The 15,342-nt window shown below is 66.7% G+C and carries 12 protein-coding genes; 6 read left to right on the top strand and 6 right to left on the bottom strand.

The genetic code is table 11. The annotated features are described in order from the left end of the window. Positions 1-9: 9 nt before the first annotated feature. Positions 10-432 (bottom strand): universal stress protein, encoded by a 423-nt coding sequence (locus tag SRU_RS08500; RefSeq protein ID WP_112904101.1) that lies wholly within the window; start codon positions 430-432, stop codon positions 10-12. Positions 433-585: 153 nt separating this feature from the next. Between SRU_RS08500 and SRU_RS08495 the strand changes: the two genes are divergently transcribed. The 4 genes from SRU_RS08495 (at position 586) to SRU_RS08480 (ending at position 6,561) form a co-directional block, all read left to right on the top strand. Then, complete coding sequence (locus SRU_RS08495; RefSeq protein ID WP_162713380.1) at positions 586-1,275, top strand: hypothetical protein; 690 nt, start codon at positions 586-588, stop codon at positions 1,273-1,275. 214 nt (positions 1,276-1,489) lie between these two features. Then, entirely contained in the window at positions 1,490-4,216 is a 2,727-nt protein-coding gene (gene mutS, locus SRU_RS08490; RefSeq protein WP_011404353.1) for a DNA mismatch repair protein MutS, read from the top strand. 87 nt (positions 4,217-4,303) lie between these two features. Continuing rightward, positions 4,304-4,855 carry a J domain-containing protein gene (locus SRU_RS08485; RefSeq protein WP_011404352.1) on the top strand — a complete coding sequence of 184 codons (552 nt, stop codon included), beginning with the start codon at positions 4,304-4,306 and terminating at the stop codon, positions 4,853-4,855. Between the two features lie 56 nt (positions 4,856-4,911). Further along, positions 4,912-6,561, top strand: a complete 1,650-nt coding sequence (locus SRU_RS08480) for a M1 family metallopeptidase (RefSeq protein ID WP_011404351.1) — start codon at positions 4,912-4,914, stop codon at positions 6,559-6,561. 7 nt (positions 6,562-6,568) lie between these two features. Here the strand turns inward: SRU_RS08480 and SRU_RS08475 are convergent, their stop codons facing one another. From SRU_RS08475 to SRU_RS08455, 5 genes are all read right to left on the bottom strand, one after another. Next, positions 6,569-6,766 carry a hypothetical protein gene (locus tag SRU_RS08475; RefSeq protein ID WP_112904095.1) on the bottom strand — a complete coding sequence of 66 codons (198 nt, stop codon included), beginning with the start codon at positions 6,764-6,766 and terminating at the stop codon, positions 6,569-6,571. Positions 6,767-7,184: 418 nt separating this feature from the next. Beyond that, positions 7,185-8,603, bottom strand: a complete 1,419-nt coding sequence (gene lpdA / locus SRU_RS08470) for a dihydrolipoyl dehydrogenase (RefSeq protein WP_165443449.1) — start codon at positions 8,601-8,603, stop codon at positions 7,185-7,187. A gap of 139 nt (positions 8,604-8,742) precedes the next feature. Continuing rightward, complete coding sequence (locus tag SRU_RS08465) at positions 8,743-9,981, bottom strand: murein hydrolase activator EnvC family protein (RefSeq protein ID WP_011404349.1); 1,239 nt, start codon at positions 9,979-9,981, stop codon at positions 8,743-8,745. A 59-nt stretch (positions 9,982-10,040) separates the two neighbouring features. Further along, entirely contained in the window at positions 10,041-10,832 is a 792-nt protein-coding gene (locus SRU_RS08460; protein ID WP_011404348.1) for a DUF4292 domain-containing protein, read from the bottom strand. 64 nt (positions 10,833-10,896) lie between these two features. Next, positions 10,897-12,663 (bottom strand): tetratricopeptide repeat protein, encoded by a 1,767-nt coding sequence (locus SRU_RS08455; RefSeq protein WP_237701686.1) that lies wholly within the window; start codon positions 12,661-12,663, stop codon positions 10,897-10,899. Between the two features lie 229 nt (positions 12,664-12,892). On the opposite strand from SRU_RS08455, the gene SRU_RS08450 reads away from it, so the two are divergent. Both SRU_RS08450 and SRU_RS08445 read left to right on the top strand, forming a co-directional pair. Next, on the top strand, positions 12,893-14,866 hold the full coding sequence (locus SRU_RS08450; protein WP_112904091.1) for a CBS domain-containing protein: 1,974 nt from the start codon (positions 12,893-12,895) through the stop codon (positions 14,864-14,866). Positions 14,867-15,023: 157 nt separating this feature from the next. Beyond that, positions 15,024-15,269 carry a ferredoxin gene (locus tag SRU_RS08445; protein WP_043552351.1) on the top strand — a complete coding sequence of 82 codons (246 nt, stop codon included), beginning with the start codon at positions 15,024-15,026 and terminating at the stop codon, positions 15,267-15,269. The last annotated feature ends 73 nt before the right edge of the window (positions 15,270-15,342 follow it).

The following is a 15,342-nucleotide window of genomic DNA, read 5'->3' as shown; positions in this document are numbered from 1 at the left end:
AGAGGGGCATCACGCACGTACCAGGTGGACGGAGCACGGAGCGAAGACGGCCACCTGGTGGCTCACCGTTCCGACCGGGCTGTCCGGGTCGTCCCGGTCCACCCGGTGGGAGCGCATCACGAGAAGATCCGCGTCCTGCTCCTCGGCGACCCGTGTGATTTCGGGGCCGCGCTCCCCGTACGTGATCATGAAGTCGACGTCAAACCCGTCCTCGGCCAGGTCGCTCGTCCACGCCCCCAGCTTTTTCTCGGCCTCCTGCTGGAGGTCCGCGTAGAAGTCGTCCATTTCGCCGGGCGCCTCGTCCTGAAGCGTTTCGATGGCGTGGTGGAGCAGCACGCGGGTGTGGTCCGGGGCGGCAAGGTCTCGGGCCGCATCGAGTACGGATTCGTTGGTGCTGGAGAGGTCAACCGGAATGAGGAGGACGTCGTACATGAAGCAGAGGGGGGAAGCGAAAAAGGCAGGTCGAGTTGGCGGGATCGGAATTCCGGAGCGTCTGTCGTCGACGCGCGCGGCGGATCTCCCACTCGTAGTGTATCATTAAATTACCGAAGAGAAAAGTCGTGGCACAACCCTTCACCGGTGGACATGGCACGTTCTGATTTCCACTCCTTGCGACGGTCCCTGGCGCGCCGACTGCAGGAGAAGGCGGAGCTGGAACAGACGGTCCGTGCGGCGCAGTCGCAGTTCGAAGAAGAAGTGGCGCCGCTTCAGGAGGAGGTCCTGCGCCTGCAGATGGAACGCCTGAAAGAGGCAGCACAGGCCCGCAGGCGGAGTGCCCGCCTCCGCAATGCCTACCACGACGCCCAGGAGGCCTACGATGCCTTTCGGGCGCGACGGAGGCAGGCGCCGACGGAGACGGCCCGTTCGGCCCCGGACCTGAAAGCGGCCTACCGCCGGGCCACGAAGCTGTGCCACCCGGACGCGGTCGCCGACGCCTACCGCGACGAGGCGGCCGCCACGTTCCGGGCGCTCGAGTCGGCGTTCGACGCCGAGCATTCGGCGGCGGTGCGCGCCATCGCTGACTCTTTGGAGACCTGGGGCTTCCCCCGGGCGCCCACCGCCTCTCCCGAGTCGTCCCTGCCCGACGCGGAGGCGTCCCTGCAACAGGCGGTGTCGGCGCTTGAGGCCTCGATTGAGCGCCTCCGCGCGTCGGAGACGTACGATGCCGTGACGGAGACCGGCGACGTCGATCCGGAGTCGGCCCTCGGGGCCCGCAAGCGCAGGCTGCGCGAGCGCCTGCGGCAGCTCAAGCGCCGGCGCACGGCCCGCCTCTAAAGACCGGCGAAGGATCGGCGAGCCCCGGGCCGGCCCGTTGTGATTTGGGACGTGGACGGCTACGTTGTGTCGATGCAGATCATCGAGGCGTGACGAGTGGGGAGGCGACCGGCGTCCTTTCTGTCAGACTTTCCCTGTCGTTCTGCAGGCCCCGCCCCTCGTCGCGTGACCGAGGGCGCCCTCTCGAATCAGTTTTTGTTGATCCCGGACCTTCATGGCTCAGTCCAGCACCCAGCAGCGCGGGCGCACGCCCCTCATGCGGCAGTACTATAAGATCAAGGAGCGCCACCCGAAGGCGATCCTCCTGTTCCGCATGGGCGACTTCTACGAGTCGTTCGACGACGACGCGAAGACGGTCAGCCGGCTCCTCGGGATTACGCTCACCGAGCGCAACAACGGCGACGCCGACGACGTCCCGATGGCAGGCTTTCCGCACCACGCCCTCGATAGCCATCTGCCCAAGCTCATCCGGTCCGGCCTTCGCGTGGCCATCTGCGAGCAGGTGGAGGACGCCGACGACTCGAGCGGAAAGGTCGTGGACCGCGATGTGGTGGAGGTGGTGACGCCGGGCGTCTCGTTCCACGACCAGCTGCTCAATCCGAAGCAGTCCAACTTTCTGGCGGCCCTCCACTTCGGCACCGGCCGGGACAAGGACCGCATCGGCTTTTCCTTCATCGACGCCACCACGGGCGAGTTCAGCGTCACCGAGGCCGGCCTCGACCAGCTGCAGGACCTCATCCAGACGGTGGCTCCTTCTGAGGTGATCGTGGACAAGCGCAAGACAGAGCGCCTCCAGCAGCACCTCCGGGAGGTGCCGTTTACCGTGACCGAGCAGGAGGACTGGGTCTTCAAGTACGACTTCGCGTACCAGACGCTCCTGGAGCACTTCGAGACCCACTCGCTGAAGGGGTTTGGGGTGGACGACATGGACCTGGGCGTGGTGGCGTCGGGCGCGGCGCTCCACTACCTAGGCGAGACGCAAAAGGGGGCGCTGCCCCACGTCCGCAAGATCAAGCGCTACTCGAAGGACGAGCACATCGCGCTCGACCCGGAGACGAAGCGCAACCTCGAGCTCGTGCAGTCCATCCAGGACGACGGGCACGAGGGGACGCTCGTGAGCATCCTCGACGAGACGGAAACCCCGATGGGCGGGCGCCGCCTCCGGGCCTGGTTGGTGCGCCCCCTCCGCGACGTGGGCCGTATCCGGCACCGCCTGGACGCCGTGGAGGCCTGCGTCGACGACCGCACCCTGCGCGACGACCTCCGCGAGGAGCTGAACCAGATGGGCGACCTGGAGCGGCTGGCCGGCAAGGTGGCCACGGGCCGCGCCGCCCCCGGCGACCTGATTGCGATCAAGCATACGCTCCGCCGCCTACCGAATGTCCTTGGCCTCCTGACGGACGCCGACTCGGACGCCCTCGGCGCCATCGAGGACGACCTGCGTTCGTGTCCCGAGATGGTCGATCGGATCCAGAGCGCCCTCGTGGACGACCCGCCGGCAAAGATCAGCGAAGGCGGCCTCATCCGCGACGGCTACTCCGAGGAGCTCGACGAACTGCGCACCATCGCGCAGGAGGGCAAGGACTGGGTGGCCAACCTGGAGACGGAAGAGAGCGAGCGCACCGACATTCCGTCCCTCAAGGTCGGCTTCAACAAGGTCTTCGGGTACTACATCGAGGTGACGAACACCCACGCCGACAAGGTGCCCGAGGACTACATCCGCAAGCAGACGCTCGTGGACTCCGAGCGCTACGTGACGCCGGAGCTGAAGGAGATGGAGGAGAAGATCCTGACGGCGGAGGAGAAAATCGAGACGCTGGAGCAGGAGCTCTTCAACGAGCTCCGATCCCAAATCGCCCAGCAGACGGGCATCCTGCAGGAGAACGCCGAGCTCCTGGCGCACCTCGACTGCTTCGCGGGCCTGGCCGAGGTGGCCGAGCAGCACGACTACACGCGGCCGTCGGTGGACGACGGGCTCACGATCGACATCGAGGAGGGGCGGCACCCGGTGGTGGAACAGACGCTTCCCCCGGGCGACCCGTTCATTCCGAACGACATGGCCCTCGACCCGGACGACGAGCAGGTCCTCATCATCACGGGGCCCAACATGGCCGGGAAAAGCGTCGCCCTGCGGCAGGTTGGGCTCATCGTGTTGCTCGCGCAGGTGGGATCGTTCGTGCCCGCCGAGGCGGCCCAGATTGGGGTGGTGGACCGCATCTTCACCCGCGTCGGGGCGTCGGACAACCTCGCGGCGGGGGAGAGCACGTTCCTCGTCGAGATGAACGAGGCGGCCAACATTCTCAACAACGCCACGGCCCGGTCGCTCATCCTGTTCGACGAGGTGGGGCGCGGCACGTCCACGTTCGACGGCCTCTCGATCGCCTGGGCCATCGTGGAGTACCTGCACGAGCGGCCCGAGGTGGCGGCGCGGACCCTCTTCGCTACGCACTACCACGAGCTCAACGCGATGGCCGACCGCCTGGAGCGGGTGCACAACTACCGCATCCAGGTGAGCGAGCACGAGGGCGAGATCGTCTTCCTCCGCAAGCTCATTCCGGGGGGCGCGGATCACTCCTACGGCATCGAGGTGGCGAAGATGGCGGGCCTGCCGGACGCGGTGATCGCCCGGGCTCGGGAGGTCCTCCAGAACCTGGAGAGCCAGCACCTGGAGGTGGGGGCCGACGAGGCGGACGGGGCCCCCTCGGAGGACCCGCCCTCGGAGGACCCGCCCTCGGGGGACGGGGTGCGTGCCAAGAAGGGCGAGGCCGACGCGGTGCCGGACCTGGAGGACAGTCAGGCCAATCAGATGCACCTCTTCGGGCAGCCGGACCCGGCGGCGGAAGAGATCAAGGAGATGCTCGGCGAGATCGATCCGAACCGAATCACGCCGGTCGAGGCGCTCATGAAGCTGGCGGAGATGAAGGAGACGCTGGCGGACTGACCGCGCCGCAACAGACGGTCCGCGGACGGGTTCAACGAACCACGAAGGGGCACGAGTCCTGTCCGTTGCAGCCGGTTGCGTGGCGCCATGAGCACGTACCACGACATTTTGGGGATCAACCCGGGGGCGTCCCAGGAGGAAATCAAGCACGCGTTCCGCCGACGCGCGCTGGAGTGCCACCCCGACCAGGCCGACGAGGGGGAAAAAGAAGAGGCCCAGCGCGAGTTTTTGCGGGTCCGAGAGGCCTTCGAGACCCTGAGCGATTCGGAGGACGAGCGTTGGTCGCGGGGCGCCCGCAACGGAGACTCCTCGGACGACGAGGGGGCGAGCGGGCGCGGCCGACGGCGGTCGTTCGCGGAGCGGTGGCGCAGTGCGGAGAAGGTGCGAGTGCGCAAAGAGGTCGTCGATCGCGTGTCGGGGCTGTCCGGCGAATATCGGCTCATCCGCGAAAAAAATAAAATTACGATCCCGGCCTGCGCGGTGCTCACTGTGTCCGTGTTTCTGTACGATCCGCTCACGATGCACGGAACCGGCCTCTTTCTATTCGATGTTCTCCTCGTCGGGCTCGTGGGGAGCGCCTGCGGGTTCGCCCTGGGCAGCGTCTGGGCGTACGCGGAAATCTTCTTGACCGGTCGATGAGCGGCGGCCTGAGAGCCGGCGGCGGGGGAGCTCTGTCATTTCGATCCACTGCCTCAATGGTCTGTCGCCGTTCCGTCCGGATCCTCGTGCTGCTCCTGCTCTTCTCGGGGCTTGGGGGGTGCTCTTCCACCTCGGCGCAGGATTCGGGCGGGTCGCTCCCGCCCGAGCAGGCGGCCTACGATGTATTTCACTACGACCTGGACGTCGCGGTGGACCCGGCCCGCGAGCGAATTGAAGGGACGGTCGAGGTGCGGGCGGTCGTCGAGGAGCCGCTGGAGGTCCTGGTCCTCAATCTCGACCGCCGTCTGTCCGTGCGGCGGGCCTGGGAGATCGGAGAGCGGGGCACACGTCGTTCTGTGGAGCGGAAGGAGGGCCGGAACGAGCTCTGGATCGACCTGGGCCGGTCGTATGCCGCCGGCGACACCCTCCACGCGCGGGTGGCGTACGAGGGACGTCCCCGTGTCGCCCCGAATCCGCCCTGGGACGGCGGCCTGACGTGGGAGGAGACCCCGGCGGGCGCGCCCTGGATCGCGACGTCGTGCCAAACGGAAGGGGCCGACCTGTGGTGGCCGGTGAAGGACCATCCCTCCGACGAGCCGGACTCGATGGACCTCGCGTTCACGGTGCCCGACTCGCTCGTTGCCGCCTCCAACGGGCGCCTCCGATCGGTCGAGCGGGCGTCGGACTCGACGGAGACCTACCGGTGGCACGTGTCTACGCCGATCAACACGTACAACGTGACCCTCAACGCGGCGCCGTACGTTCACCTCGACACCGCCTACGCCAGCACCAGCGGCCAGGACGTGCCGGTGTCGGCCTACGTGCTCCCGTCGGACTCGGCCCGGGCCGCCCGCGCCCTGCCGGGCTTTCTGGACCAGGTGCGCTTCCTGGAGGAGACGCTCGGGCCCTACCCCCCGCGGGCGGACAAGTACGGGCTTGCCCAGTCGCCCTTTCTGGGCATGGAGCATCAGTCGCTGATTGCGTACGGGCATGACTTTACGCCCGGCGGGCTCGGCTATGGCGCCTCCTTCGACGCCCTTCACTTTCACGAACTGGCCCACGAGTGGTACGGCAACCTCGTGACGGTGGCCGACTGGAAGGACTTCTGGCTCCACGAAGGCACGGCCACGTACCTGGAGGCCCTGTACGCGGAGGCCCGTCGGGGGCACGGCGCCTATCGTGCGCGCATCGACGACTTTCGACAGGCGATGACCGGCGGCACGCCGATTGCCCGCCGCGATCCGACGTCGGCCGAGGAGATCTATCACGGCGACGTGTACAACCGCGGGGCCCTCACCCTCCACACGCTGCGGTACGTCGTCGGGGAGAAGGCCCTGCGCACCCTCCTGCGCCGGTTTGCCGATGCGGGGGGGCGCACGCGTGACGAGAGGCCGTCCTTTCGCCACGTCACGACAGCGGACTTCGTCCGGCTCGCGGAGTCGGTCTCGGGCCGGTCGCTCGACGCGTTCTTTGACGTCTACCTCTATCAGTCCGGCCTTCCCGTACTGGAGACGCGTCGGGCGGACGGAACGCTCCGATTGCAGTGGGCGAACACGGGCGACGCCGCGTTTGAGGTGCCGGTGCCGGTCCGCGTCCGGGATTCGACCCGGCGGGTGGCGATGACTGGGGGGGAGGGGCAGGTTCAGGTTCCGGCGGGCGCGGACGTGCAGGTGGATCCCAAGGGGTGGGTGCTCCGACAAGAGTAGCGCCGGGCTATCGAAGAGAGAGCCACTCCTGCAGGGTGGTCCACCGCCACCGCACCCAGGCGGGGGCAATTACAAAGACAACGCCCGCCGAGAGCACTCCGATGAGAAGGACCCTGACCGCATCGGGAAGGGCCGCTCGGAAGAGCACGGCCAGTCCCCCGAAGAGAAGGAGGGCACCAATAAGACGCTCTTGAGCGTTCATCATGGGTGAGGGATGGGGCCAACGAACGAGGAAATGCGACGGGCGCATCAGTTGGGAGGACGCAGTGGATGCCAGGAGGCCCGCCACCGGGCCGAGTGCCAGGGCGGCGTGCCGGTAAGCAGCAAGACGGCCCCCAGGCCCTGACAACAACCGGCAAGAAACCACGGCAGCTTGCCGCCCCCCGGAGAGACGCCGGACATGAGCAGTATTCCCACGGCTCCCACTAGAAGAAGGAGCAATCCGAGAAGGCGATTCCGAGTCGTTTCGGTCATGGCGTGGAAACGTGTAGCAACCGGGATATGTGGGAATCGGACAATCGACTACATCGGAGCAGGTGTGGAAGGTTTCACAGAAGGCGCAACAAAAAAAGCCCCGCTCTCCGAAGAGAACGGGGCTTTGAGTGCTGAAATATCCTACGGAGTTAGATGTTGATCGGCTGGCCGTAGGCTTCGCGGGTCGCCTCCATCACCGTCTCCGAGAGGGTCGGGTGCGGGTGCATCGACTCCATGATCTCCAGGCCCGTCGTCTCCAGCGTTCGCGCCGCGACGACCTCCGAGATCAGCTCCGTGGCGTCCTCCCCGATGATGTGGCAGCCCAGCAGCTCGCCGTACTTCTCGTCGTAGATGGTCTTGACGAAGCCCTCCTGGTGGCCCAGCGCGGCGGCCTTCCCGTTGGCCTTGAACGGGAAGGTGCCAACCTTCACGTCGTAGCCGGCCTCCCTGGCCTCCTCTTCGGTGTGGCCCACCGAGGCGATCTGCGGCTGGCAGTAGGTGCAGGCCGGAATGTCGTTCGGGTCCATCGGCCGCACGTCGTGGCCCGCGATCTTCTCGATGCAGAGAATGCCCTCGTGGCTGGCCTTGTGGGCAAGCCAGGGGGCGCCGGTGACGTCGCCGATGGCGTACACCCCGTCGACGTTGGTCCGGTAGTAGTCGTCGACCACGATGTCGCCGCCCTCCGTCTCGACGCCGACTGTCTCCAGGCCGATGTCCTCCACGTTGCCCACGACGCCGACGGCGGAGAGGACCTGGTCGCACTCGATGTGTTCGGTGCTGCCGCCGGTCTCGACCTCCACGCGGAGGGGCTCGGCGTCCTTGTCCACGCCCTTGACGTTGGCCCCGGTCATGACCTCGATGCCCATTTTCGTGTAGGCCTTCTCCAGCTCCTTGGACACGTCCTTGTCCTCGGCGGGCACCATGCGGTCCTGCACCTCGATGATGGTGACGTCCGTGCCCATGTGGTGGTAGAAGTACCCAAACTCGACCCCGATGGCCCCGGCGCCGACGATCACAAGGGAGTCGGGCTGCTCGGTCTGGAGCATCGCCTCTTTGGAGCTCATTACCTTCTCCCCGTCGATCGGGAGGAAGGGGAGCTCGTTCGGCCGGGCGCCAGTGGCCAGGATGATGTGCTCGCCCGTGACGGTGCGGGCCTCCCCGACCTCCTCCCCGTCCATGTTGACCGACGGCTCGATCTCGACGGTGTCCGGCGCGGTCAGGCGGCCGTGGCCGCGCAGCACGTCGATGTCGTTTTTCTGCATCAGGAACCGGACGCCCTGGTTCATCTGATTGGCCGCCCCGCGGCTGCGCTCGATGACGCTCGGGAAGTCGGGGGAGACCGACCCGTCCAGCTCCAGCCCGAAGTCGTCGAGGTGGCTGGTCTCGGCCATCACCTCGGCGCTTTTGAGGAGGGCCTTCGTCGGAATGCAGCCGACGTTCAGGCAGACGCCGCCGAGCTTGTCCTTCTCAACGATGGCCGTCTCCATGCCGAGCTGGGTGGCCCGGATGGCCGTTTCGTAGCCGCCGGGGCCGCTGCCGACAATCACGCAATCGTAGTCCGTAGCCATAGGGGCGAGAAAAAGTTGGTCGCATGTGTAGGCGAATAAGGTGCTTGGCAAGATACGCCCCGCCCTTCAGCAATCCCAAATGGCCGCTTCCTGTGGGGGAAAAGGTTTTCGTGAATCCGATGGGACGGCATTCGCGGAATTAACGGACCGAGAGCCATCCGGACGGATCCACAAACTCGCTCGATGATCGGTTTACGAGGCCGAAGAAGAGGCTGGCGCCCCGCGGCTCGCTTTCGGTGCCGGACTGGCCGATGACCTGCCCCGCCTCGATCTGGTTGCCCTCGGCGATCGACAGGGTGGAGAAGTTGCTGTAGACCGAGAGGTACTCGCCGTGCTGGATGACGACGTACGTGCCGTACCCGGGCACGAAGTCGATTCCGGTCACCGTGCCGTCGAAGATGGCCCGGACCGGACTGCGGGGAGAAGTCGCGATGAGGATGCCGGGGTGGTACGTCGTCGTTTCATGGACGGGGTCCACCTGATTGCCAAAGTCGGTCGTGACGGCCCCCTCTACGGGCCAGGGCAGGGCCCCGCGGTTTGCCTGAAACGAGGCGGAGAGGTTGGCGGCAACCTCGGCCTCCATGCCCGAGTCGGCCTGCTCGCGCTTGGCCCGGGCCACGAGCTTCTGGATGCGCTGTTCGAGTTGCTGGGCCTGCCGCTGCTTCTGCTCGATTTGCTGTTCGAGCTCGGAGCGCCGGGCCCGCAGCTCGTCAATGACCTGTCGCCGCTCCCGTTCGAGGGCCCGCAGGTTTGTGCGCTCGGTGCGCGCCTCGGCGAGGAGGTCCCGGGTCTCGGCCCGCTTTTCGGCCAGCTGTTCGCGCGAGGAGCGGACCTCGCCCGCGGCCGTCTGGATGGCACTCCGCTGCCGGCGACGGTCGGTGGCGAACCGCCGCAGGTACCGCGCACGGATGAGCATCTGGTTGATGGACCGGGAGGCGAGCAGCAGGGCCAGGTCGTGCAGGCGCCCGTATTTGTAGGCGTGGACGAGCTGGTCCCGGTAGTCCTTCCGAAGCGTTTCGAGGCGCGTCTGCAGGGTCGACAGCGTGTCGCGGAGGCGCGAGCGCTCCCGGCCCAGCTCGTCGAGACGGGCCTGGTAGGTCGACACCAGCTTTTCGCGGAGGGCAATCTCGCGTTGCAGCGATTCGAGCTGCTCCTGGGTCGACTCCGCCTCCTTTTCTGTTTTCTGGAGGCGCTGCTGCTCCTGCTGGATCTGCTGCTGGAGTTGGTCGAGGCGTTGCTCCGTGGTCTCGCGTCGGGATGAAGCGTCCTGTCCGTGCGCGGCCGGAGGCGCGACGGGCCCCGCGAGGGCGAGAAGCACGACGAGGCCGGCCCGCACTGCCCACTGGGCGATTTGTCGTGGCGGCCAGGGAGAACGCATCCGTGGATGAGCGATCGGTCGGCGGTTGATGGCGGGAGCGAACCCGGGGCGTTATCCCGCTACTGAAATCTCCGACGGGGCACCTGCTCGGGCACGTCGAGGGAGAAGGAAAGCCCCGACGGGTTGAGGGTCATCTCCTCGTAGTTCACCACGGCCCGGAGGTCGTCGGACGGCTGTTGAAAGATCAGGCGGGCGGGCAACAACACGTCCTCCACCCGTCGGAATTGCGAAAACAGCCGTTTCTGACGGACGGTTCCGGTGGCCGAGCGCTCTTCGTACCGGACGACGCGCCAGTGGGCCGGGTCGACCGTGTAGCGCTCCCGGTCCGTGGCGTCCGACAGGTAGTACAGGGTGCTGTCGGACTGTAGCGACCATGCGGGGCGGGCGGCCGGGGCGAGCACCCCGAGCATGTTGTCGAAGAACTGGTCCGACGACACCGGGGCGGGGAAGAGCTTCTGGACGGCCTCCACCGGCCCCACGCGCAATACGGTGTTGCGCGTGTCGTAGAAAAATACGCTGTCGGGCGTCAGGAGGAGGCGTCCCCCTTCGATCCCGAACAGGCTGAGGCGCATGAACAGGGAGTCGGCCCGCCGGTGATGAATGACGGCGTTGAACGATTGGGTCTGGTTGGGGGTCTGGACGCGGACCCGCGCTTTCGCGGTGTAGCCCCGAATCGTGTCGGTCCCCCTCGTAATCTGGGTCCGGATCTGATCGACCGAGTGGTCGGGAAAGGCGTCGGGGAGGCGCGGGGCGGTGTTCGGCGACGAACTGCCGCATCCGATGAGAAAAAGAGCACACGTCAGTGTGAGCAGGAGCGCACGGGAGGCGGAAGGGACCGGGGAGGACGTCAAGATCGAGATGGAACCTTGAGATCAAGAGACTACGAGTGCCGCTCAGGAGAGAACAGGAAGACGGCTACGAGTTCGCAGGCACGGCAAGCTTCTCGCGCAGGGACGAGCGATCGGGATTGCGGTCCAGCGCGCGTTGCCAATACGTTTGGGCTGCCGTGTCGTTGCCCAGCGCCGCCTCCACGTCGCCCAGCCGCTCCAAGAGCGTGGCAGAGGGGCCGCCGGCGTCCAGGGCGATGCGCAGGTGACGCCGCGCGGCCTCCAGCTCGTCGCGCCGAAACTGCACCTGTCCCAGCGCGCGGTGGGCCGACGGCGAATCCGGGGCATTCTCCACTGCCTGCTCTGCGAGGTCGAGGGCCTGGTCCAGCCGGTCGTCCTGCCGGGCGAGGCTTCGGGCATACAGGCGAACCACCTGTGGATGCTGGGGGGCGAGGGCGCGAGCGTTCTTCAGGGCGTCGTCGGCCTCCCGGGGCCGCCCGAGCCGGCTCTTGGCGAGCCCGAGGCCGGCGTGCAAGACGGCTTCTGCCGCGGCGCCGGTGGAGTCGCCGAGGAGAGACAGGGCATCCTGAAAGTGGCGTCGGGCCTTGGCGGGGTCGCCTGTGCGAAGACGTGCGAACGCGGCGGTGCGGGCCAGGGGCATGTGTCCGGGGAAGAGCAGGAATCCTTCTTCGGCCACCCCGGCGGCACGAGCGTACAGGTGCGCCCGCTGGTACGTCTGTGCGGTCCGCACCCATCGGCCTGGGGCCCGGGGGGTGAGATCCAAAAGCCGCTCCATCGCCCGCCCTGCCTCCTCGGGGCGGCCCCATGCCTGGTAGAGCTCGGCCTGGAGGGAAAGGGCCGCTTCAGTGTCGGGGGATTGATGCAAGACATCCCGCAACACCCCCGCCGCGGCCCGCAGCTGTGCGGTGTCGGGCGGGGACGAGGCTGTCGCTGCGTCGTACATCGACCGGGCACGGCGCAGGGGCGCATCCGGGGATGCGCTCTGAGAGCGGGTCGAGTCCGACTGCGCCCGCTGAGTGGGGGAGGCAATTGATTGCCCGGTCTGGCGGGCGAGCCGTTGGACCTGCCGCCGAAGGGCTTCGTCGTTGGGGAACTGCCGCCCCAACGGAGCCAGCAGGGCAAGCGCCTTCCGGGGCCGCCCCTCGTCTGCGTAGTATTCCCCGAGGCGACGCTGGTACGAACGAACAGTGGGCCGCCGCTCTACCAGGGTTCGAAGGGTGGTCTCAACCCCGTCTTTGTCGCCCGTTTTGCGGTAGAGGGAAAGCAGCCGACGATACACGTCGATCGGTGGCGAATCGGCGCGCTGGAGGTATATTTCGTAGGACTGAATGGCGCCCTTCGTCCGCCCTAGGTCCGCCTGAATTGCCGCCCGGGCCCGGTGCGCGTCGTTGGCGTTGGGGACGTGGTCGAGAAGCTGCTGGTAGGTGCGGAGGGCTGCGGCCGGGTCCCCAGCAGCCCGCTGCATTTCGGCGAGGCGCCGGTAGGGCGACGGACGAGGCGATCCTTGCGTCTGGGCCCGCCGCGCATAGAAGAGGGCGGTGGAGAGGGCGCCCTGGGCCTCATGCGCGTCGGCGAGGGCTAGGAGCAGGACCGGAGCTTCTGGCACCTGCTCCAGCGCCGCCTCAAAGTGGGAAATGGCCTCCTCGTAGTCCCCCAACTGCGCCTCGGTGGTGCCCTGAATGAGCAGCCGCCGAGCCCGGGGGGACGTGGTGTCGGCGGACGGGAAGAGCACAGCCGGAGACGCAACGGTGGGCGGCGGCCCGCCCATCAGGAGTGTACACAGGAGCACTGCGCCCAGGGGCGGGGCCAACCGGGAGGGCAAGCGAACGTCCATGCGTGGAGGGAGGGCCAATGCGAACGGGATACAGACCGGGGGGCCATGGGACCCTGCATTTCGACGGACGCGGCACGGACGTGGTTCATTTTGATTTGATAATGACGAGGAACCGTTTCTACCTTGCAGCCAGTGTCCGAACGCCCTGCGCCAAATTTGGGAACTCCTTCCGGCCGACGAGTCCGGTGGGGTGCGTCGTTTTGTAGCCAACAAGACCTCATACTCACTCATGGGTGAACACAACGTACGCCGGGACGCGGAGCCCTCCAAGCTCCGCAAGTTTACAAATCACCTGATGCGGGATGTCCGGGCGCTGGAGCTCATGCTCCACGAGGACATGTTTGAGAGCGGAACGCGCCGCATTGGGGCCGAGCAGGAGCTCTTCATGGTAGACGAGCGGGGCGACCCGGCGCCCGTCATCGAAGAGGTCCTCGAGCGAAACAGCGACGAGCGCATCGTCACGGAGCTGACGCGGTACAACGTGGAGTTCAACATGGACCCGCTTCGGTTTGGGGGGGACTGCTTCCAGCAGATGGAGGCGTCGACGTCCGAGCTGGTCGAGACAGTGCGGGGCCTTACGCAACAGGTGGACAGCGAGATTGCCCTTACGGGCATCCTGCCCACGGCCCACCTGTCGGACTTCGCAATGGACTACATGACCCCTCGGCCGCGCTACTACGCCCTCAACGACGCCATCTCCCGGTTGCGGGGCGGGGCGGGGCAGTATCAGATCCGCGGCATCGACGAGCTGTTCGTGAAGCACGACTCCATCATGCTGGAGGGGTGCAACACGAGCTTTCAGACGCACTTCCAGGTGTCGCCGGAGGAGTTTCCGCGCTACTACAACATTGCCCAGGTGGTGGCGGCCCCATGCCTCGCCGCGGCCACCAACTCGCCGCTTCTCTTCGGCAAGCGGCTCTGGCGCGAGACCCGGATTGCCCTCTTCCAGCAGGCCGTCGATACGCGGTCGACCAACTTGTACCTGCGAGAGATGAGCCCTCGCGTGCACTTCGGCACGGACTGGGTGGACGAGTCGGTGATGGAGATCTTCAAGGAGGACATCTCCCGCTTCCGGGTGCTCCTGACGACGGAGCTGGGCGAGGACTCGCTGGAGACGCTGGAGGCAGGGGGGGTGCCTAATCTCAAGGCCCTGCAGCTCCACAACGGCACCGTGTATCGCTGGAACCGCGCCTGCTACGGCATCACCGACGGGAAGCCCCACCTACGGATCGAGAATCGGGTGTTGCCGTCCGGGCCCACCGTCATCGACGAGATCGCAAACGCGGTCTTCTGGTACGGGCTCGTGGCGGGGCTGGCCCACGAGTACCGCGACGTGTCCGAGCACATCGACTTCTACGAGGCCCGATACAACTTCAACGCGGCCGCCCGGAGCGGCCTGGCCTCCCAGTTTACGTGGCTGGACGGCAGCAACCGCCCGGCCCACGAGCTGATTCTCGACACCCTCATCCCGCTGGCGGAGGAGGGCCTCCGAACCTCCGATATTGCATCGTCGGACATTGATCGGTACCTCGGGGTCATCCAGAAACGCGTAGAAACCCAGCAGACCGGAGCGCAGTGGCAACTCGACTCCCTGGCCCGCATGGAGGAGGTCGGGTCGCGGGCCGAGCGCCTCGGGGCGCTCACGCGAGGGATGGTGGAGCGTCAGAAGGAGGGGCACCCGGTCCACGAGTGGTCCCTGGCGACCCTGGAGGAGGGGTATACCCCGACCGGCATGCAGGAAACGAACGTGGAGGCCTACATGACCACCGATCCCTTCACCGTCCACGAGAAGGAATCGATCGAGTTTGTGGCACGGCTGATGGACTGGCAAAAGATCCGCCACGTCCTCGTGGAGGACGAAGAGCACCGGCTGGTGGGACTCGTAAGCCACCGCACCCTTCTCCGCCACATGGCCGAACGGACCGAGCAGCCGGAGGGCGGCGTGCCGGTGGGAGAGATTATGGTCGAGGATCCCATCTCGGTGTCCCCGGACCGCCCGACCCTGGAGGCCGTGGAGCTCATGCGCGAGCACGAAATCGGGGCCCTGCCCGTGGTGCGCGAGAACCGACTGGTCGGCATCATTACCGAGCAGGACTTCATTCAGATTGCGGGCAACATCCTCGACGAGACGCTCGGCCTGGACGGGGACGCAGAGGCCAGTGCCGCCTCGTCGGACTCGGAGGGCGTGGACGTGAGCTCCTGACCCGTGAGGGGCGGACGGATTCCTCCGCAAAGCCCCCTAGCCCCTCGTGAGACGCGCGACGAAACGCGGCAAAAGGGGAACGTGCGGGGGCGCCGCCCGTGGCACTGAGACAGGAAACCCACTCTGTTCTAGCATCTTGATACCCACCCCTAGAAGCATGGCTGACACCCGCGAACGAGAAATCAGCGGCCAGACGGTTCGCATCGATCGGACCCTCTGCATTGGATCGGGCAACTGCACGAACATCGCGCCCGAGATTTACGTGATTCGGGAAGACAACATCGTCGACTTTCAGGACGAAACGCCCGACATTGAACAGGGACGCTTGGAGGAAGCAGCGGCCCTGTGTCCGGTGGATGCACTAATCGTAGAGGACGAGGAGGGGGAGCGGATCGTCCCCTAGCGCGGGGAGGCTAGTTGTTGCGACGGTACCAGGCGATCAACATGCCGGTGAGAAGCCCGGCGATCAGGGCGAG

The organism is Salinibacter ruber DSM 13855 (assembly GCF_000013045.1).
Classification (GTDB): domain Bacteria; phylum Bacteroidota; class Rhodothermia; order Rhodothermales; family Salinibacteraceae; genus Salinibacter; species Salinibacter ruber.
This window is presented reverse-complemented; position numbering and strand designations above follow the sequence as displayed.